Genomic DNA, 19576 nt, shown 5'->3' on the forward strand with positions numbered 1-19576 from the left:
AAAGCCGCAGGTAAGACACGTGTCAACTGGGCTTTTACGGTCGGCGGCGCGGGCCGCGATGGCTAGCCGATTGAAATAGCTCACACCCGCTTTGTGTTGAAGTTACCGAGCGGTATAGTTTTGGCCAGTTACTGGTGGGTAACTTAGCGATTGAGTACCCAACCGCAGGGTGGCCGTCTCGATGAGGAGGAACCGTGAGCCACTACAAGAGCAACGTCCGCGATCAGGAGTTCAACCTGTTCGAGGTATACGGCGTGGACAAGGCCTTCGGTGAAGGCGACTACTCCGAGCTGGACGTCGACACCGCCCGCGAGATGCTGGCCGAGATGGCTCGACTGGCCGAGGGGCCGATCGCCGAGTCGTTCGCCGACGCGGACCGCAATCCCCCGGTGTTCGACCCCGAAACCCATTCGGTGAAGCTGCCGGAGTCGTTCAAGAAGTCGATGCGCGCATTGATGGAGGCCGGCTGGGACAAGGCCGGGATCAGCGAGGAGCTCGGCGGTATGCCGATGCCCCGTGCGCTGCAGTGGGCGCTGGTCGAGCACATCCTCGGCGCCAACCCCGCCGCGTACATGTACGCGATGGGTCCGGGCATGGCCCAGATCTTCTACAACCTCGGCACCGAGGAACAGAAGAAGTGGGCCCAGCTGGCCGCCGAGCGCAACTGGGGCGCCACCATGGTGCTGACCGAGCCCGATGCGGGCTCCGACGTCGGCGCCGGCCGCACCAAGGCCGTCCAGCAGCCCGACGGCACCTGGCACATCGACGGTGTGAAGCGGTTCATCACCTCGGGCGACTCCGATGATCTGTTCGAGAACATCATGCACCTGGTGCTGGCCCGCCCCGAGGGCGCAGGCCCGGGCACCAAGGGGCTGTCGCTGTTCTTCGTCCCCAAGTTCCACTTCGACCCGGAGACCGGCGAGCTCGGTGAGCGCAACGGAGTCTTCGTCACCAACGTCGAGCACAAGATGGGCCTGAAGGTCTCGGCCACCTGTGAGTTGGCGTTCGGTCAGCACGGCGTGCCCGCCAAGGGCTGGCTGGTCGGCGAGGTGCACGACGGCATCGCGCAGATGTTCGAGGTGATCGAGCAGGCGCGAATGATGGTCGGTACCAAGGCGATTGCCACGCTGTCGACGGGTTACCTGAACGCGCTCGAGTACGCCAAGGAGCGGGTGCAGGGCGCGGACATGACACAGATGACGGACAAGACCGCGCCGCGCGTGACCATCACGCACCACCCGGATGTGCGTCGTTCGCTGATGACCCAGAAGGCCTACGCCGAGGGTCTGCGCGCGCTGTACATGTACACCGCGACGTTCCAGGACGCGGCGGTCGCCAAGGCCGTACACGACGTCGACGCGGACCTGGCGGTTCGGGTCAACGACCTGATGCTGCCGATCGTGAAGGGTGTCGGCTCCGAGCAGGCCTACGCCAAGCTCACCGAGAGCCTGCAGACGTTCGGTGGTTCGGGCTTCCTGCAGGACTACCCGATCGAGCAGTACATCCGTGACGCCAAGATCGACTCGCTGTATGAGGGCACCACGGCCATCCAGGCGCAGGACTTCTTCTTCCGCAAGATCGTCCGCGACAAGGGTGTGGCCCTGACCCACATCTCCGGGCAGATCGAGCAGTTCATCAAGAACGAGTCGGGTAACGGCCGGCTGAAGGCCGAGCGCAAGCTGCTGGCGACCGCGCTCGAGGACGTCCAGGCAATGGCCGCCTCGCTCACCGGTTATCTGATGGCCGCACAGGAGAACCCGACCGAGCTGTACAAGGTCGGCCTGGGGTCGGTGCGCTTCCTGATGAGCGTCGGCGACCTGGTCATCGGCTGGCTGCTGCAGCAGCACGCGGCGGTGGCGATCGACAAGCTCGACGCAGGCGCCGAGGGCGACGATCGTGCCTTCTACGAGGGTAAGGTCGCGGTGGCGTCGTTCTTCGCGAAGAACTTCCTGCCGATGCTGACCAGCACCCGCCACATCATCGAGAACCTCGACAACGATGTGATGGAACTGGACGAGGCGGCCTTCTAGAGAATTCCTGCGCCGCTTCGCACCAAATGGCCCCCGGTCTCTTCCCGGGGGCCATTTGCGTTGCGCGTGAACCACTGAGGACCGCCGGAACCTATGATTGGTACCGCCGGCAGCGGCGCGCGGGCCGCTCGGCCGGTCCATTGCCGCGACGACGAGGACGAGGTCAGTGCTGACAGGGGGCAACGCAAGGGCTCGCACGGTCATGGCACGGGTCCGCCGCCGTCTCAGTCAAGCCGCCCGCACGCCGGCGGCCGCCGGGGTGGATGTGATCGCCCGGATGGTGCTGACCAGTGCGGTCGCCACCGCGCCGAGCCTGATCGTCGCGATCAACGACAACCCGGGGGTGCAGCCGTTGGCTGCCGTCGCGCCGCAGCCGACGATCACGGACGGCTCCTTGGCCGCGGTGCCGTCGGCAGGCTCGCCGGTCGGTGTGTCGCACGTGGTCGGGCCGCCGCCACCCGCCGCCGTCAGCGCGCCCGGCGTCGTGCACATTCCCCCGCTCGCGCTGAAGGCCTATCAGAACGCCGACGGCGTGATGGCTCGAGCCATGCCGGGCTGCGGTGTCTCCTGGAACCTGCTGGCTGGCATCGGGCAGATCGAATCGCGGCACGCATTCGGCGGTAAGACCGACGACCGCGGCACGGCCGTCGACCCGATCTTCGGCCCGACACTCGACGGCTCGCTGCCCGGCAACGAGATCATCGTCGCGGGCCGGTCCAACGGGCGCACGGTCTACGCCCGCGCGATGGGACCGATGCAGTTCCTGCCCAGCACCTGGACGCTCTTCGCCTCCGACGGGGACGGCGACGGCAACGCCGACCCGCAGAACCTCTTCGACTCCACCCTGGCCGCGGCCAACTATCTGTGCAGCGGCGGCCTGAACCTTCGCGATCGGTCCCAATTGATTTCCGCGGTGATGCGCTACAACAACTCGATGGCCTACACCCTGAACGTGCTCGGCTGGGCCGAGGGGTACGCCACCGGGACCCCGCCGGTGAACCTGCCGCCGATCACCGGGCCGAAACGGTCCTACGGCGGCACCAACTCGGTGACCCGCGCGGTCGACAACCGCTCGGCCGCGCCGCAGATCGCTGTGGAGGAGACGGCGGACGAACCGGCCACCTACCGCGCGCCGAGGCGCCTGTCCGGCACGTCGAACAGCCGATCGGATTCTTCCTTCACCGAATCCAGCGAATCGCGGCCCACCAGCTCACCCGGCGGTGTTCGCAGTGGAACCAGCCGCTCCGCGACGAGCAGCGACGCGGGCAGCTCTTCGACACCGCGAGTCAAGATCGGCAACGGCCGCACCGGCGGGGCCCGCGACACCGGATAGCCTCAGCCCGTCAAGCGTTGAGGTAGGCCACCACGGCCAGCACGCGCCGATGGTGGGTCGGGGTGGGCGGCAGGTCGAGCTTGGCGAAGACCGCCGAGACGTGCTTTTCGACGGCGCGTTCGGTGATCGAGAGCTGTTGTGCCAAACCGCTGTTGGAGTGTCCTTCGGCCATCAGCGCCAACACCTCGTGCTCGCGCGGGGTCAGGCGGTCCAACGCGGACTTGTCTCGGCTGCTGCCCATCAGTTGACGTACCACCTCCGGGTCGAGCGCGGTGCCGCCGTCGGCCACCCGGCGCAGCGCGGCGTCGAACTCGCCGACATCGGTGACACGGTCCTTGAGCAGATACCCGACGCCTGCCGGGTTGCCGGCGAGCAGCTCGGTCGCATAGCGCGTCTCCACCCATTGGGAGAAGACCATCAACCCGACGTCGGGCTTCGCCCGGCGCAGCGACACCGCGGCGACCAGACCCTCGTCGGTGAAGGTGGGCGGCATCCGGATGTCGATGATCGCAACGTCCGGCCGGTGCGTGGCCACCGCCCGCGTGAGATCGTCGGCGGTTCCCACCCTGGCCACCACCTGGTGGCCCCGCTCGGTGAGCAGTTGAGCCATGCCGTCGCGCAGGATCACGCTGTCCTCGGCGATGACGAGCCGCGTCACGGCCGGGCTCCGGTGGGGACCACCACGGTGATGGTCGTCGGCCCGCCGGCCGGGCTGTCGATGTCCAGCGTCCCGTCCAGCATCGCCAGCCGTGCCCTCAGGCCGGTCAACCCGGACCCGTTGCCCTCCTGCACACCGCCGGCGCCGTTGTCTTCTACGGTGATTCGTAGGTCGCTGTCGTCGCTGTGCATCGTCACGGCGGCGCGGTCGGCGCCCGAGTGCCGCGACACATTGGCGAGCAGCTCCGCGACGCAGAAGTACGCCATGGTCTCCACCCCGATGGACGGCCGCACCGGCAGGTCCACCGAGACGTCGACGGGGATCACGTTGCGTGCCGCCAGCGTCTGCACCGCCGGGCCCAGCCCCAGATCCAAAGCGGGTGGGCGGATTCCGCGAACCAGGTCGCGAAGTTCCGTCAGCGTGTCCTTGGTGTTCGCCAGGGCGTCGGCGACCAGTTCGCGAGCGCCGCTGAAGTCAGCCGACGCGAGGTGTTCGTCCGCACGGGCCAAGGCCATCGCGACGGTGATCAACCGCGCTTGGGTGCCGTCGTGCAGATCGCGTTCGACCCGCTGCAAGGTGGTGGCGGAGTCGTCGACGACCTCCGCGCGGTTCCGCTCCAATTGCAGCACCCGACGCTCCCGGTCGGTCGGTCCCAGCAGGGCACGGGCGAGCAGCACATGCGCGCGGCTGAGGCCGATCATGACCCAGCCCAACGCGTAGAGCCCGAGCACACCCCCGACCGAGAACAAGAGGTAGATGTTCAGCGAATCGACGGGCTGTCCCAGCGTGACGAACGGTTCACCGAGCACCAGCCACACCACCGGCGAAGCCACCAGCGCCGCCGAGACGACCACCCCGAGGATCACGACGTAGCCGAGGGGCGTCATGAGGACGGCCTGCCCCGCGAGGAAGCCGAGGCTGCGCCAGCCCACCGCGTCCGTGAGGGCCGCGACGACGGTGTGCAGTCGGCCCCGGGGCCTGGGGAACCGGGGCGGGACGTCGATGTCGACGTCGATCATGCGGGCGAGTGAGCGATACAGCCGGTTCCACGCGCGCCCGCTCATCACCACGACGGCGAGCAACGGTATTCCGACCAGCGTGACGATCAGCAGTCCCGAGGCCATACCGGCGGCGAAGAGGAACGCCACCGCGATGACCGCGAGCACGCTGATCAGCACGAAGTACAAGTAGGCCCGCCAGGCAGGCGCTCGTAGTGGGGCGAGCAACGTGCGTGTCCAGTCAGGTGAGGCGGCGGTTGTCGTTGTCACGTGAACCATGGTGGTCGAGGTCGGCGGGCGGTTCGATGGTGCTGCCCGGCCGATCTGGGGTGTGGCCAGCCGCACCGTCGCACCGCCGTCGCACAGACCGCCGCACAAACCCGTCGCACAAAAAAGGGCGGGTTCGGGAGGACATTCAGGTGCGCCGCTCTTAGTCTCGCGCGACCGGCTTTCAACCCTTGCCGGCTCTTCGGATCAGTCACTCCCGAACCCGTCGTGCGGTCGATCGTACGCCTCCGTCTGGCATCGCACCAGAGGTCTTTTCCGGCCGTCGTGCACGCTGAAGCAGGGCGTCAAATTAAGAGCTCCGTACTGCCATCGGGTCGGGGGGTCAGACAGCAATACGGAGCTACCAGGACTATCGATGGACCCGACCGGACCGTTACAACCCCACGAAAAAAATCTTCTGGCCCGTCAAGCCTCGAGGATGGCGGCGACGCCCTGGCCACCGGCGGCACAGATCGAGATCAGCCCGCGCACCGGTTGGCCGGTCTCCTTCTTCTTCTCGCTCAGCTGCTTGGCCATCTGCGCGACGATGCGCCCGCCGGTGGCGGCGAAGGGATGGCCCGCGGCGATCGAGGAGCCGTTGACGTTGAGCTTCGAGCGATCGATGCTGCCCAGCGCCTTGTCCAGGCCGAGCCGCTCCTTGCAGTACTCCTCGGACTCCCAGGCCTGCAGGTGCGCGAGCACCACTGACGCGAACGCCTCGTGGATCTCGTAGAAGTCAAAGTCTTGCAGCGACAAGTTGTTTCGGGCCAACAGCCGCGGCACCGCATAGGTCGGCGCCATCAACAGGCCGTCGCGACCGTTGACGTAGTCGACCGCCGCGGTCTCAGCGTCGACCCAGTAGGCCAGCGGCTCGATGCCGCGCTCGGCGGCCCACTCCGGCGTCGCGAGCAGCGCGACCGACGCGCCGTCGGTAAGCGGCGTCGAGTTGCCCGCGGTCATCGTCGCGTCGCCCGCCTTGGCGCCGAACACCGGTTTGAGCTTGGCGAGCTTTTCCGCAGACGAATCGGGCCTGAGGTTGTTGTCGCGGTACAGCCCCAGAAACGGGGTGACCAGGTCGTCGAAGAAGCCGAGGTCGTAGGCGGCGGCCATGTTGCGGTGGCTGGCCGCGGCGAGCTCATCCTGGTCGGTGCGCTTGATCCCCATCTCCTTGGCGGTGACGGCGGCGTGCTCGCCCATCGACATGCCGGTGCGCGGTTCGCTGTTGACCGGGATTTCCACGCCGATCGAGGCGGGTAGTTTGCCGACCAGCTTGAGCCGCTCGAGGTTGGACTTGGACCGGCGCAGCCCCAGCAGCACCCGCCGCAGGTCGTTGCCGAACGCGATCGGCGCGTCGGAGGTGGTGTCGACGCCCCCGGCCGCGGCGACGTCGTAGCGCCCGGCGGCGATGCCGTCGGCCGCCGCGATCGCGGCCTGCAGCCCGGTGCCGCAGGCCTGTTGCAGGTCGAACGCGGGGGTGTAGGACGACAGCGCGCTGCCGAGCACGCATTCCCGCATCAGGTTGAAGTCGCGGCTGTGCTTGAGCACGGCGCCACCGATCACAGCGCCGAGTTTCTCGCCGGCGAGGTTGAACCGGTCGATCAGCCCACCCAGCGCCGCGGTGAACATGTCCTGGTTGGAGGCGTTCGCGTACGCGCCGTCCGATCGGGCGAAGGGAATTCGGTTGCCGCCGAGAATGGCGACCCGCCGGTGGGTATCACTAGCCATGAACCCATAGTACCCACCCTTCTTACTCTGGAGTAAGTTCGTTTTCATGGCTACCGACCTGTATTCGCAAATCGTCCATTCCGGGCCCGGATCGTTCCTCGCCAAGCAGCTCGGCATTCCCCAGCCCGAGACGTTGCGCCGGTACGAGCCGGGAAAGCCGCCGCTGGCGGGCACGCTGCTGATCGGCGGGAACGGGCGCGTCGTCGAGCCGATGCGCACCGCCCTGGCCGAGGACTACGAGGTGGTGTCGAACAATTTGGGCGGCCGGTGGGCCGACTCGTTCGGCGGGCTGGTGTTCGACGCCACCGGGATCACCGATCCGACCGGGTTGAAGGAGCTGTACAAGTTCTTCACCCCGGTGCTGCGCAACGTGGGCCCCTCGGGCCGCGTCGTCGTTGTCGGCACCACCCCCGAGGAGGCCGGCAGCGACCACGAACGCATCGCGCAGCGCGCGCTGGAGGGGTTCACCCGCTCGCTGGGTAAGGAGATGCGCCGAGGCGCGACGGTGAACCTGGTGTATCTGTCCCCGGCCGCCAAGCCGGGTGCCACCGGGCTGGAGTCGACGCTGCGGTTCATCCTGTCGGGCAAGTCGGCCTATGTGGGCGGGCAGGTGTTTCGGGTCGGCGCGGCCGATTCCTCGCCGCCCGCCGACTGGGACAAGCCGCTGGACGGCAAGGTCGCGATCGTCACCGGGGCCGCGCGCGGCATCGGCGCGACGATCGCCGAGGTGTTCAGCCGCGACGGTGCGCGGGTGTTGTGCATCGACGTCGGAGGAGACTCAGCGGCGGCGGCCGAGCCGCTCGGCATCACCGCGACGAAGGTCGGCGGCACCGCGCTCACGCTCGACGTGACCGCCGACGACGCCGTCGACAAGATCACCGAGCACCTGCGAGAGAACTACTCCGACTTCGGGGGCCGCGCCGACATCCTGGTCAACAACGCCGGTATCACCCGCGACAAGCTGCTGGCCAACATGGACGAGGCCCGCTGGGATTCCGTCATCGCGGTGAATCTTCTTGCGCCGCTCCGGCTTACCGAGGGACTCGTGGGCAACGGGACGATCGGCGCGGGCGGCCGAGTGGTCGGCCTCTCGTCAATGGCGGGCATCGCGGGCAACCGCGGGCAGACCAACTATGCGGCCACCAAGGCCGGCATGATCGGGCTGACGGACGCGCTGGCCGACACGTACGCCGACAAGGCGATCACCGTCAACGCCGTCGCACCCGGGTTCATCGAGACCAAGATGACCGAAGCGATGCCGGTGGCCACCCGGGAGGTGGCGCGTCGGCTCAATGCGCTGTATCAGGGTGGTCGGCCGGTCGACGTCGCCGAGACCATCGCATACTTCGCGAGCCCGGCGTCAAATGCCGTTACGGGCAATACGATCCGGGTGTGCGGACAAGCGTGGTTGGGGGCCTGACGTGACGCAACCGTCTGGGGTGCTGAACCTGGTGCGCGCGGCGGCGGGTGCGCTGCCGTTCGTGCCGCGCGGGGACAAGCTGCCCGAGCGCACGCTGACCGTCGAGGACGTGAGCATCGACGCTGCGAACGTGGCGGCGTACGCGAACGTCACCGGGCTGCGGTTCGGGGACAACGTGCCGCTGACCTATCCGTTCACGTTGACGTTCCCGACCGTGATGGCGCTGGTCACCAGCTTCGATTTCCCGTTCGCCGCAATGGGTTCGGTGCATACCGAGAACCACATCACGCAGTATCGGCCGATCGCGGTCACCGACACGGTGTCGGTTCGGGTGCACGCCGAGAACCTGCGCGAGCACCGGCGCGGGTTGCTCGTCGACATCGTGACCGACGTCAACGTCGGCAACGAGCAGGCGTGGCATCAGGTTACGACGTTTCTGCATCAGCAGCGCACGAGCCTGTCCGACGAGCCCAAGCCGCCGCAGAAGCAGCGGAAGCTGGGCCCGCCGAACGCGGTGCTGCGCATCACGCCCGGCCAGATCCGGCAGTACGCGTCGGTCGGCGGGGACCACAACCCGATCCACACCAATCCGATCGCGGCGAAGCTGTTCGGCTTCCCGACGGTGATCGCGCACGGAATGTTCACCGCCGCAGCGGTTCTGGCGAACATCGAAGGCCAGCTTCCGGATGCGGTAAAGTACTCGGTGCGTTTCGCCAAGCCGGTGGTGCTGCCCGCCAGCGCGGGTCTCTACGTCCAGCGGGTGGCCGACGGCTGGGATCTGACGCTGCGGCACCTGACCAAGGGCGACCCGCATCTGACCGGCACGGTCCGCTCGCTGTAGCCGCGTCGTCGATTCGAGACTGCGCACAGATCGCGATTCGGGCTAATTCTGCGATCCAGCCGCAGTCTCGACGGTCCCGGCCGGCGGCCCGTGCTCGGCTGAGTGCTCGGCGGGAGCGCCCTTGAGGCCGCGCCAGAACAGGTTGATCAACAGCTCGGCGGCCTCGTCGACGTCGGCGTCGCCGGTGCTGACCCGGTTGGCCACCGCCTCACCGGCTCCCACCAACGCGACGGCCATCATGTCGAAGTCGGTTTCTGGGTCGGGGTGGCGGGTTCCCGACCTCAGCAGCCGCCCGACGAGGTCGATGATGCGTTCGCGTCCCTCGCGCACGGTGTGGGCGAACGCCTGGCTGCTGGTCGCCTGGTTGTAGAGCACCATCCACGAGGCCCGGTTGGTGTCGATGTAGGTCAAAAACGCCAGCACGGCGTTGCGCAGCATGTCCTTGGGACTCTGCGTGAAGTCGATCTGGCTGCGCACCTCCTCGATGAACCGGGACAGCTCACGGTCCAGGCACGCGCCGAAAAGCTCCTCCTTGGAGCCGTAGTACAGGTACAGCATCGGTTTGGAGATCTTGGCCTCCGCGGCGATGGCGTCCATCGACGTCTCGTGGTAGCCGTTCACCGAGAAAATCTGGACGGCGGCGTCCAGCATCTGCTGCTCGCGCACTGCGCGAGGCAGACGTTTGGTGCCTCCGGCCATTAGTCAAGAGTAAGCAATGACGCGCGCGTCAGCCGCCGCAGCGTGGCGACGGGCCCTTGAACCCGGCGATCCGCAGCACCGCGGCGTCGACCCCGGACATCGACAGCTCACCGGCATCGACGGCCTTCTCCAGCCGGTCGAGCACCGAGGGCACCTCGGCGCTGGACACCCAGAGGGCCACGTCGGCGCCGGCCTGCAGGCCGCGCAGCACCGCCTCGGCCACCCCGAACTGGTTGGAGATCGCCTGCATCCCCGACAGGTCGTCGGTGAACACCGGCCCGTTGAACGGCAGGCCGCCGTAGCCGCCGGAGCGCAGCAGCCCGTAGACGGCCGGGCTCAGGCTTGCCGGGTCGCTTCCGGTCAGCCCGGGCACCTGCAGGTGGCCCACCATGACGCCGACGGGCGCCTGCCCGGCCAGGATGCGGTACGGCACCAGATCGACTTCCTGCAGCTCGGCGATCGGCGGGGACGTGACGCTGCCGGTGTGCGAGTCCCCTGAGCCGCGCCCGTGCCCGGGGAAGTGCTTGAGCACCGGCAGCACGCCCGCGTCGCGCAGGCCCCGCGCGTAGGCCCCGGCGTAGTCGGTGACGACCGCCGGGTCCGACCCGAAGGACCGGTCGCCGATCACGGTGCTGTCGGCGGCGTCGGAGACGTCGACAACCGGCGCGAAGTCCACGGTGATGCCCAGGTTGCGCATGGCCTGCCCGCGGCTACGGGCGATCTCGTACACCTGCTCGGGAGTCTGCGTCTGCGCCAGCACCCGCGCCGACGGCTGCGTGCCGATCAGCGGGGCGAGCCGGGACACCCGGCCGCCTTCCTCGTCGACGCTGACCGCCAGCGGCAGGGGGCCCGCGGACGCGGCGATGTCGGCCACCGACCCGTCGCTCAGCATCGACAGGTCGGTCCAGCTGCCGATCATGATGCCGCCGACGTGGTGATTGTTGGCGACGGCCCGGGCGTCAGCGGCGTTGGAGACCCCCACCATGAGCAGCTGCGCGAGCTTGTCGCGCGTCGACATGGCGGCCAACATCGCCTGCGCGTCACCGCACGCCGGGGGCGGCGGCGCGGCGGGAACCTCGCCCTTGTGGTGGGTGACCACACTGGACGGGGCGGCGCTCGACGGCGGGGCGGGCGGTTCGGCGGGCGAGCAGGCCAGCACCAGACCCGACATCGCCACGGCAGCGCACAACGCGCGGGACACGGCCATGGGCCTCGACAGTAGCGGACAGCGGCGGCCGAGCTCAGCAGCAGACGTGTCCGCGCTGCGTGCCGTGCTAGTTTTGGCCGCATGGATCGGTTCCTCGTGCCTGCCGGCGCCAGCATTGTCGTCGGTCTGCTGCTCGGCGCGGCAGCCGTGTTCGGGGTGACGCTGATGGTGCAGCAGGACACGAAGCCTCCGCTGCAGGCGGGCGATCCGGCGTCGTCGGTGCTCAACAGGGTTGAATACGGCGACCGAAGCTGAGGTCACGCCGCTTCCGCGGCGCTGGTTGTGGGTGGCCGCTGCGGCGGCGCTGATCCTGACGTTCGCCCAGTCCCCCGGACAGATTTCACCCGACACCAAGCTGGACCTCACCGCCAACCCGCTGCGGTTTTTGGCCCGGGCGTTCAACCTGTGGAACAGCGAGCTGCCGTTCGGGCAGGCGCAGAACCAGGCGTACGGCTACCTCTTTCCGCACGGCAGCTTCTTCTTGGCCGGCGACCTGCTCGCCGTTCCGGCCTGGGTGACCCAACGGCTGTGGTGGGCGCTGCTGCTGGTGGCCGGGTTCTGGGGGTTGCTGCGCGTCGCCGAGGCCCTCGGCATCGGCAGCCGCTCCTCGCGGGTCATCGCCGCGGTCGCGTTCGCGCTGTCGCCGCGGGTGCTCACCACGCTGGGCGCGATCTCCTCGGAGACGCTGCCGATGATGCTGGCGCCGTGGGTGTTGCTGCCGGTGATCCTGGCATTCCAGGGCGGGACCGGAGGGGTGGGAAAAGTCCAGCGGGATCCGCGGGTCCGGGTGCTGGCCGCGCGATCGGCCGTGGCGATTGCGCTGATGGGCGCCGTCAACGCGGTCGCGACGCTGACGGGCTGCCTGGCGGCGGTCATCTGGCTGGCGTGCCACCGGCCGAACAGGCTCTGGTGGCGTTTCACCGCATGGTGGGCGGTGGGCATCGCGCTGGCGGTGACGTGGTGGGCGGTGGCGCTGCTGCTGCTCGGCCGGATCAGCCCGCCGTTCCTGGACTACATCGAGTCCTCCGGTGTCACGACCCGATGGATGTCGCTGACGGAGATGCTCCGCGGTACCGACATGTGGACACCGTTCGTCGCACCGAACGCGACCGCCGGGGCGCCGTTGGTGACCGGTTCGGTCGCGGTGCTGGCGACGACGTTGGTGGCCGCGGCGGGGCTGGCCGGGTTGGCGATGCGGACGATGCCCGTGCGGGGACGGCTCATCACCATGCTGTTGGTCGGGGTGGTGCTGCTGGCCGCCGGCTACTCGGGCGGTCTGGGATCTCCTGTGGCGCAGTACGTTCAGGCGTTCCTCGACGACGCTGGGACACCGCTGCGCAACCTGCACAAGCTCGAGCCGCTGCTGCGCCTGCCGCTAGCGCTTGGCCTGGCTCACCTGCTTGGCCGTATCCCATTGCCGGGCAGCGCACCGCGGGAGCAGTGGAGGACCGCGCTGGCCCATCCCGAACGGGACAAACGGGTCGCGGTCGGCGTCGTGGTCCTGACCGCACTGGCCGCTGCCACGTCGCTGGCCTGGACCGGGCGGCTGGCTCCGCCGGGGGCCTTCGACGCGATCCCGTCGTACTGGCACGAGACCGCCGCGTGGCTCGACGAACACAACACCGAGGGCCGGGTGCTGGTCGCCCCTGGCGCCCCGTTCGCCACCCAGGTGTGGGGCAACAGCCACGACGAACCGCTGCAGGTCCTCGGCGAGAGCCCGTGGGGGGTGCGCGACTCGATTCCGTTGACCCCGCCGCAGACCATCCGCGCGCTGGATTCGGTGCAGCGCCTCTTCGCTGCCGGCCGCCCGTCCGCCGGGCTCGCCGACACCCTTGCCCGGCAGGGGATTTCGTATGTGGTGGTGCGCAACGACCTGGACCCGGAGACGTCCCGGTCGGCGCGCCCGATGTTGGTGCACCGCGCCGTCGAGGGTTCGCCGGGGCTGACGAAGGTCGCGCAGTTCGGCGATCCGGTGGGGCCGGGCATGCTGGCCGGGTTCGTCACCGACAGCGGGCTGCGCCCACGCTATCCGGCCGTGGAGATCTACCGGGTCGACGCCGCCATGCCCGTCGTGCCCTACCTGGTCGACGCCGACGCGATGGCCCGGGTGGACGGCGCCCCGGAGGCGTTGTTGCGCCTCGACGAACGCCGCCGGTTGCTCGGCCAACCGCCGCTGGGCCCGATGCTGCTGACCGCCGACGCCGAACGCGCCGGCCTGCCCGCTCCCGTCGTCACGGTCACCGACACCCCCCTGGCGCGTGAGACCGACTACGGCCGCGTCGACGACCATTCCTCGGCGATCCGCACCCGAGACGATCCGCGGCGCACCTTCAACCGCGTGATCGACTATCCCGTTCCCGGCGCCGACGTCGTCTACGGCCAGTGGACCGGCGGGCGGATTTCGGTGTCGAGTTCGGCCGCCGACTCCACCGCGCTGCCCCACGTCGCGCCCGCGACCGGACCCGCCTCCGCGATCGATGCCGACTCGTCGACGGCCTGGGTGTCCAACGCGCTGCAGTCGGCGATCGGCCAGTGGCTGCAGGTCGATTTCGACCACCCGGTGACCAACGCCACCATCACGATCACGCCGAGCGCCACGGCCGTCGGCGCCCAGATCGACCGCATCGAGGTGTCCACCGTCAACGGCACCAGCACCCTGCGGGTCGAGGAACCCGGCAAGCCGCTCACCGCGGCGCTGCCCTACGGGGAGTCGCCGTGGGTGCGGATCACCGCGGTGGGCACCGAGGACGGTTCTGCCGGCGTGCAGTTCGGCATCACCGACTTCGCCGTCACCCAGTACGACGCCAACGGTTTCGCCCACCCCATCAACCTGCGACACACCGTCGAGGTGCCCGGGCCGCCCGCGGGTTCTGCTGTGGCCCAATGGGATCTGGGTGCCGAGCTGTTGGGTAGGCCGGGCTGCGCACAGAGCCCGACCGGCGTGCGGTGTGCGGCGAGTATGTCGCTGGCCCCCGAAGAGCCGGTGAGCCTGAGCAGGACACTGACTGTGCCCGAGCCGATCTCGGTGACACCGACGGTGTGGGTGCGTGCCCGGCAGGGCCCGAACCTCGCCGACTTGATCGCCGCCCCCGCCAGCACCCGCGCGATGGGCGACGCCGACGTGCTCGACGTGCTCGGGTCAGCCTACGCTGCCACCGACGGTGACCCCGAAACCGCGTGGAGCGCACCGCAATCGGTGGTTCAGAACAAGACCCCGCCCACGTTGACGGTGAAGCTGCCGGGGCCAAGCGAGGTGGCGGCGCTTGCAGTCACGCCGAGTTCGTCCGTGCTGCCCGCGAACCCGACGCTGGTCGCCATCGACCTCGGGGACGGTCCGCAGGTGCGCCGACTGGCCGGTGACGCAGGCGCGCAGACACTCGAGCTCACGCCGCGGGTAACCGATACCGTCACGGTGTCGATCCTGGACTGGGACGACATCATCGACCGCACCGCACTGGGTTTCGATCAGCTCAAGCCTCCGGGGCTGGCCGAAGTCGTCGCACTCGACGCCGACGGCACTCCGATCGCCGCGGCCGACGCCGCAGGCAACCGCCTGCACGTCATCGAATTAGCTTGCGGCAGCGGGCCGATCATCGGTGTGGCCGGGCAGTTCGTGCAGACCTCGCTCACCACGACGGTCGGCGCACTGCTCGACGGCGAGCCGGTGGCCGCCCGGCCCTGCCAGGACGCGCCCATCGACTTGCCCGCGGGACAGCAGGAGCTGGTGATCAGCCCGGGCGAGGCGTTCGTCGTCGACGGCGTGCAGCTGGCCGGTCCACTGGCCGCCGCGGTGCGTCCGGCGGCCGCGATGCCCGCGCAGACGGGGGCGTGGAGCGCCGATCACCGCGAGGTGACCGTGGCCTCGGCGCCGCAGCCGCGGGTGCTGGTGGTTCCCGAAAGCGTCAACCCGGGCTGGACCGCGCGCAGCGCCGACGGCACCGTGCTGACGCCGGTGACCGTCAACGGCTGGCAACAGGGCTGGGTACTGCCCGCGGACACCGCCGGCGTCGTCACGCTCTCGTTCGGCTCCAACGCCTTCTACCGCGCCGGCCTGATCGGCGGCTTGGCGTTGCTGCCCGTGTTGGCGCTGCTCGCCTTCCTGCCCGCGCGTAGACGTCCGACACAGGATGAACCGCCGCGGGTATGGCAGCCCGGACGTGTGACCGCCACCGTCGCGGTGCTGGGCGTGGGCGCGGTGGTGTCGGGGGTGGCCGGGGCGATCGTGGTCGGCGCGGCGGTGCTGCTGCGCCACCTGCTACGCAATCGCGAAAAGCTTTGCGACGCCGTGACGGTCGGGATGGCCGCGGGTGGCCTGATCCTGGCGGGCGCGGTGCTCAGCCAGAACCCGTGGCGCTCGGTCGACGGGTACGTCGGCCACTCGGCGGGCGTGCAGCTTCTCGCGTTGATCTCGCTGGCGATGGTCGCGGCCTCGGCCGTCGCTCAGCACGAGGCTGCACCCGTGACGCCGAACGTTCCTTACCGCTCGAAATCCCCGCCGATTTTCGAGCGGTAAGGAACGTTCGGCAGGAAAACCACCTAGCATCGGCTTGGTGCCTCAGGTCAACACAGCCAAGGGAGCCGTCGACACCGCCGACCTCGGTGTGACGCTCATGCACGAGCACGTCTTCGTGCTGTCCCCGGACATCACCGCGAACTATCCGGAGGTCTGGGGCGACGAGGCCAAGCGCGAAGCCGACGCGATCGCCCGGCTCAACGAGCTGAAAGCCAACGGCGTCGACAGCATCGTCGACCTCACCGTGATCGGGATGGGCCGCTACATCCCCCGCATCGCGCGCATCGCCGCGGCCACCGAGGTCAACATCGTCGTCGCGACGGGCGTGTACACCTACAACGACGTCCCGATGTACTTCCACTTCACCGAGCCCGGCGGTCTGCTCGGCGACGTCGAACCGATGGTCGAGATGTTCGTCCGCGACATCGAGGTCGGCATCGCCGACACCGGCGTCAAAGCGGCGATCCTCAAGTGCGCCACCGACGAACCCGGCGTGACACCGGGAGTGGAGCGGGTGCTGCGCGCCGTGGCCAAGGCGCACCGGCGGACCGGGGTGCCGATCTCGACGCACACCCACGCCGCGACGCGTCGCGGGCTCGAACAGCAACGCATCTTCGCCGAGGAGGGCGTCGATTTGTCGCGCGTCGTCATCGGCCACTCCGGCGACACCACCGACCTGAACTACCTGGAGCAGCTGATCGGCAACGGGTCCTACATCGGCATGGACCGGTTCGGCGTCGACGTCTTCTTGCCGTTCGAGGACCGGGTGAACACCGTCGCCCAGATGTGCGAGCGCGGCCACGCCGACAAGATGGTGCTCTCCCACGACGCGTCCTGCTTCATCGACTGGCTGCCGGAAGAGGTTGTGCCCGCGGTCATGCCGAACTGGCACTATCTGCACATCCACCGCGACGTCATCCCCGCGTTGAAACAGCGCGGTGTCACCGACGAGCAGCTCACCACGATGCTGGTCGACAACCCGCGCCGGATCTTCGAGGCCACCGGGGGTTACTGAGATGGCCGACCAGATCCCACCGATCAGCACCCAGGCGTCCCTGCTGGCCCAACAGCAGCCCGACGCCCCGGCGGTCACGTGCGAAGGCCGCACGCTCACCCGGCGCGAACTGGACCTCTCGACCAACCGGCTGTCCCGCGCCTACGCCGAACTCGGTGTGCGCCAAGGTGATTACGTCACCGTCGTACTGCCCAACTCGATCGAGTGGGTCCAGGCGGTGGTGGCGACGTGGAAACTCGGCGCGGTTCCGCAACCGTTGTCCCCGCAGCTGCCCGACGCGGAGCTGGCCGGGCTGCTCGCGTTGCGGCCGCGGGCGCTGATCGTCGGCCGTGCCGACCCGACCGGGAACATCCCCAGCGTGCCCGCGGCTTTCGAGCCGAACCCGGCACTCTCGGATGCGCCGCTGCCCGAGGCGGTGTCGCCGGTACTGAAGGCCATGGCATCCGGCGGCAGCACCGGCCGACCGAAGTTGATCGAGGCGGGCGGTGACAGCCGATTTCCAGCCGCGGTCGGCTATCCGCTCGGCGCGCAGGAGGGGGACGTCAACCTGTTCTCGGTGCCGTTGAGCCACAACACCGGTTTCACCACGCTGGCCATCGGGCTCGTGCAGGGACACCACCTGGTGTTGATGCCGCGGTTCGAGCCGCACGAGTTCCTGCGCCTGGTCACCGAGCACCGCGTGACGTATCTGGCAACGGTGCCGACGATCATGCAGCGCCTGCTGCCGGTGTACCGGGCCGACCCCGGCGCCTACGAGCTGTCGTCGATCCGGCGGTTCTGGCATGTGGGTGCGCCGTGCCCGCCGGCCGTCAAGCAGGCATGGATCGATCTGCTCGGGCCCGAGGTGGTCTGGGAGCTCTACGGCGGCACCGAACTTCAGGCGTTGACGTTCATCTCCGGAGAGCAGTGGTTGACGCACCGCGGGTCGGTCGGGGTCGTCGTGGCCGGGGAGATGAAGGTGCTCGACGACGACGGCAACGAGTGCCCACCGGGCGTGGTCGGTGAGATCTACATGCGGCCCTTCCCCGGCAGCGCGCCGACCTATCGCTACATCGGCGCGACGGCCAAGAGCCGCGACGGCTGGGACTCGCTGGGCGACCTCGGTTACTTCGACGAAGACGGCTTCCTGTACCTCAACGACCGTCGGGTCGACATGTTCACCGTCGGCGGCCGCAACGTCTATCCGGCCGAGATCGAGTCGGCGTTGTCGGCGCACCCGAAGGTGTTGTCCTGCTTGGTGGTCGGCGTTCCCGACGACACCGGCGATCTCGGGCAGGTGCCGCATGCGATCGTGCAGGCCGACGGGCTCGACGAAGCCGACGTCATCGCCTTCCTCCGGGACCGCGTCGAACGCTACAAGCTGCCCCGCAGCATCGAGTTCACCGATGTCCCGCTGCGCGACGACGCGGGCAAGGCCCGCCGCTCCGCGGTGCGCGACGAGGTGATCAAGCGGCGCGCCATGCAGGCCGGCTAGCGCGCGATGGGCCGGAGCACGCTTAACGGGTTGTCTACTCGCATCAGGCGCGTGCGATCAACCCCTTAGTGCTACAGGACCGCAATCAGCGCGAAACCGGCTCCGGCACGCTGTCCACCGAGGAATCCAGCGGCGGCACCGGACGCTGCCGACGGAATTCCCAGCGCCGCAACGCCTCTCGACACGGCGACTCGACCAGTGCGTAGCTGACCGCGGCGATCGCGAAACCGAACACCAGCGTCAGTACCAGCACCACGGGCATGTGCCCGTTGAACGCGAACTCCCCGATCACCGGGAACACCATCGCCAGCGCGGCCAGGTGCCAGATGAACAGCCCGTAGGACCACCGGCCCAGGGTCACCATCGGCCCGCTGCCCAGTAGCCGGTGTGAGGTGTCGGGCCGGTCCAGCACCAACGGCGCCATCAACGCGGCGCCCACCACCGCGCCCATCGCAATCTTCACCACGAACTGCCCGACGGTGCCCGGGGTGAGCCCCTCGGGACCCGCGATCGGTGAGGCCGCCACCAGGAAGGCCGCCGAAGCGACGACGGCCATCAGCACCCGGCGCCGCGCCAGCCGGTGCGCCCACCCGATCGGTGACACGGCCAACTCGGCCAGCAGCATGCCCGCGGCGAACCACGAGAAGAACGCCGGCGGCCAGTTCAGCGGGTTGACGCCATATGGCGCGTCGAACGGGATCAACCCCCACGCCAGGCTGGCCACCGCCGCCGTCGCGATCACCGGGATGCGGGCGCGCACCGGCACCCACCGAGCCGTCAACGCCAACAGCGGCAGCACCAAGTAGAAGGCGACCTCCACCGACAGGCTCCACATCTGGGTGAGCCCGGCCGTCAGCGTCAACGGCACATAGATCTGGGTCAGGCTCAGGTTCGCGAGCCACACCGTGAGGTCGGCCTTGGCGTCGGGCAGCAGCAGCAGGATGACCACCACGGCCACCAGGTAGCCCGGCATGATGCGGACCACCCGCGACCGCAGGTAGTGCCCGGTCGGCGGGGTCGGCCGCAGCCCGCGTGCCGCCGCGGCGTGCCCGCGCCACAGCAGGAAGCCCGAGATGGCGAAGAACACCGCCACCGCGAGGTCGAACCGGCCGAACAACCGCCCGGCGATCCCGCCGGTGTGGCCGGTCTGGAAGGCGACGTGGGTGACCACCACACCCATGGCCGCGCAGGCCCGCATGCCCTCGACCGCGGGCAGAAAGCTGCGGGTTCCGCCGACCCCGGAGGATTCCGTCACGGCGACCAGTGTGCCGTGCGGGCGGGAATTGGTCGAAAATGAGGCGTCACCAGTGGCCGTCGGATGCGGTCGTAGTAAGCGACGACCTTGAACCGGGCTGTTAATGTCGAACGGGTTTGCGGGTTGCCGCAGTGAAGGAGG

14 protein-coding genes are annotated in these 19576 nt (G+C 69.0%); 8 read left to right on the forward strand and 6 right to left on the reverse strand.

Annotation, left to right across the window (positions count from 1 at the left end; all coding sequences use genetic code 11):
- Window positions 1-194: 194 nt before the first annotated feature.
- On the forward strand, window positions 195-2030 hold the full coding sequence (locus G6N28_RS10100; RefSeq protein ID WP_163899899.1) for an acyl-CoA dehydrogenase: 1836 nt from the start codon (window positions 195-197) through the stop codon (window positions 2028-2030).
- Window positions 2031-2232: 202 nt separating this feature from the next.
- Window positions 2233-3363 carry a lytic transglycosylase domain-containing protein gene (locus tag G6N28_RS10105; protein ID WP_163899901.1) on the forward strand — a complete coding sequence of 377 codons (1131 nt, stop codon included), beginning with the start codon at window positions 2233-2235 and terminating at the stop codon, window positions 3361-3363.
- Between the two features lie 10 nt (window positions 3364-3373).
- Here G6N28_RS10105 and G6N28_RS10110 read toward each other — a convergent pair whose 3' ends face one another.
- From G6N28_RS10110 to G6N28_RS10120, 3 genes are all read right to left on the reverse strand, one after another.
- The gene (locus G6N28_RS10110) at window positions 3374-4021 is read right to left on the reverse strand and encodes a response regulator transcription factor (RefSeq protein ID WP_163899903.1); all 648 of its coding nucleotides are present in this window, start codon (window positions 4019-4021) and stop codon (window positions 3374-3376) included.
- Window positions 4018-5298, reverse strand: a complete 1281-nt coding sequence (locus G6N28_RS10115; protein WP_163906071.1) for a sensor histidine kinase — start codon at window positions 5296-5298, stop codon at window positions 4018-4020. The genes G6N28_RS10110 and G6N28_RS10115 overlap by 4 nt, the downstream gene beginning before the upstream one ends.
- A gap of 414 nt (window positions 5299-5712) precedes the next feature.
- On the reverse strand, window positions 5713-7011 hold the full coding sequence (locus G6N28_RS10120; RefSeq protein WP_163899905.1) for an acetyl-CoA C-acetyltransferase: 1299 nt from the start codon (window positions 7009-7011) through the stop codon (window positions 5713-5715).
- A gap of 46 nt (window positions 7012-7057) precedes the next feature.
- Here G6N28_RS10120 and G6N28_RS10125 point away from each other — a divergent pair, with 46 nt between their 5' ends.
- Both G6N28_RS10125 and G6N28_RS10130 read left to right on the forward strand, forming a co-directional pair.
- A complete protein-coding gene (locus G6N28_RS10125) occupies window positions 7058-8431 on the forward strand; it encodes a 3-oxoacyl-ACP reductase (RefSeq protein WP_163899907.1) in 1374 nt (457 codons plus the stop codon).
- Window position 8432: 1 nt separating this feature from the next.
- The gene (locus G6N28_RS10130; RefSeq protein WP_179962052.1) at window positions 8433-9272 is read left to right on the forward strand and encodes a MaoC/PaaZ C-terminal domain-containing protein; all 840 of its coding nucleotides are present in this window, start codon (window positions 8433-8435) and stop codon (window positions 9270-9272) included.
- Between the two features lie 42 nt (window positions 9273-9314).
- Here the strand turns inward: G6N28_RS10130 and G6N28_RS10135 are convergent, their stop codons facing one another.
- Window positions 9315-9971, reverse strand: coding sequence for a TetR/AcrR family transcriptional regulator (locus G6N28_RS10135; protein ID WP_163899911.1), 657 nt, complete (start codon window positions 9969-9971; stop codon window positions 9315-9317).
- A gap of 28 nt (window positions 9972-9999) precedes the next feature.
- Complete coding sequence (locus tag G6N28_RS10140) at window positions 10000-11178, reverse strand: glycoside hydrolase family 3 N-terminal domain-containing protein (RefSeq protein ID WP_163899913.1); 1179 nt, start codon at window positions 11176-11178, stop codon at window positions 10000-10002.
- A gap of 81 nt (window positions 11179-11259) precedes the next feature.
- Between G6N28_RS10140 and G6N28_RS10145 the strand changes: the two genes are divergently transcribed.
- Genes G6N28_RS10145 through G6N28_RS10160 form a run of 4 tightly spaced genes read left to right on the forward strand, consistent with a single transcriptional unit; the run spans window position 11260 to window position 18180 of the window.
- A complete protein-coding gene (locus tag G6N28_RS10145) occupies window positions 11260-11433 on the forward strand; it encodes a DUF2613 domain-containing protein (protein ID WP_064890250.1) in 174 nt (57 codons plus the stop codon).
- Window positions 11411-15691: an alpha-(1->3)-arabinofuranosyltransferase gene (locus tag G6N28_RS10150; RefSeq protein WP_179962053.1), complete on the forward strand. Its 4281-nt coding sequence runs from the start codon at window positions 11411-11413 to the stop codon at window positions 15689-15691. Before G6N28_RS10145 ends, G6N28_RS10150 begins: the two co-directional genes overlap by 23 nt.
- A 37-nt stretch (window positions 15692-15728) precedes the next feature.
- Window positions 15729-16706, forward strand: coding sequence for a phosphotriesterase family protein (locus tag G6N28_RS10155; RefSeq protein WP_163899915.1), 978 nt, complete (start codon window positions 15729-15731; stop codon window positions 16704-16706).
- A gap of 1 nt (window position 16707) precedes the next feature.
- A complete protein-coding gene (locus tag G6N28_RS10160; protein ID WP_163899918.1) occupies window positions 16708-18180 on the forward strand; it encodes an AMP-binding protein in 1473 nt (490 codons plus the stop codon).
- Window positions 18181-18265: 85 nt separating this feature from the next.
- On the opposite strand, the gene G6N28_RS10165 is transcribed toward G6N28_RS10160, so the two are convergent.
- Complete coding sequence (locus G6N28_RS10165) at window positions 18266-19378, reverse strand: acyltransferase family protein (protein WP_276001083.1); 1113 nt, start codon at window positions 19376-19378, stop codon at window positions 18266-18268.
- Between the last annotated feature and the right edge of the window lie 198 nt (window positions 19379-19576).

It is taken from the genome of Mycolicibacterium pulveris (assembly GCF_010725725.1).
Lineage (GTDB): Bacteria > Actinomycetota > Actinomycetes > Mycobacteriales > Mycobacteriaceae > Mycobacterium > Mycobacterium pulveris.

Coding starts and splice junctions, on each gene's coding strand:
- G6N28_RS10105 (WP_163899901.1), top strand. CDS start 2,233: ATGGCACGGGTCCGCCGCCGTCTCAGTCAAGCCGCCCGCACGCCGGCG.
- G6N28_RS10115 (WP_163906071.1), bottom strand. CDS start 5,298: ATGGTTCACGTGACAACGACAACCGCCGCCTCACCTGACTGGACACGC.
- G6N28_RS10120 (WP_163899905.1), bottom strand. CDS start 7,011: ATGGCTAGTGATACCCACCGGCGGGTCGCCATTCTCGGCGGCAACCGA.
- G6N28_RS10125 (WP_163899907.1), top strand. CDS start 7,058: ATGGCTACCGACCTGTATTCGCAAATCGTCCATTCCGGGCCCGGATCG.
- G6N28_RS10135 (WP_163899911.1), bottom strand. CDS start 9,971: ATGGCCGGAGGCACCAAACGTCTGCCTCGCGCAGTGCGCGAGCAGCAG.
- G6N28_RS10140 (WP_163899913.1), bottom strand. CDS start 11,178: ATGGCCGTGTCCCGCGCGTTGTGCGCTGCCGTGGCGATGTCGGGTCTG.
- G6N28_RS10145 (WP_064890250.1), top strand. CDS start 11,260: ATGGATCGGTTCCTCGTGCCTGCCGGCGCCAGCATTGTCGTCGGTCTG.
- G6N28_RS10160 (WP_163899918.1), top strand. CDS start 16,708: ATGGCCGACCAGATCCCACCGATCAGCACCCAGGCGTCCCTGCTGGCC.
- G6N28_RS10165 (WP_276001083.1), bottom strand. CDS start 19,378: ATGCGGGCCTGCGCGGCCATGGGTGTGGTGGTCACCCACGTCGCCTTC.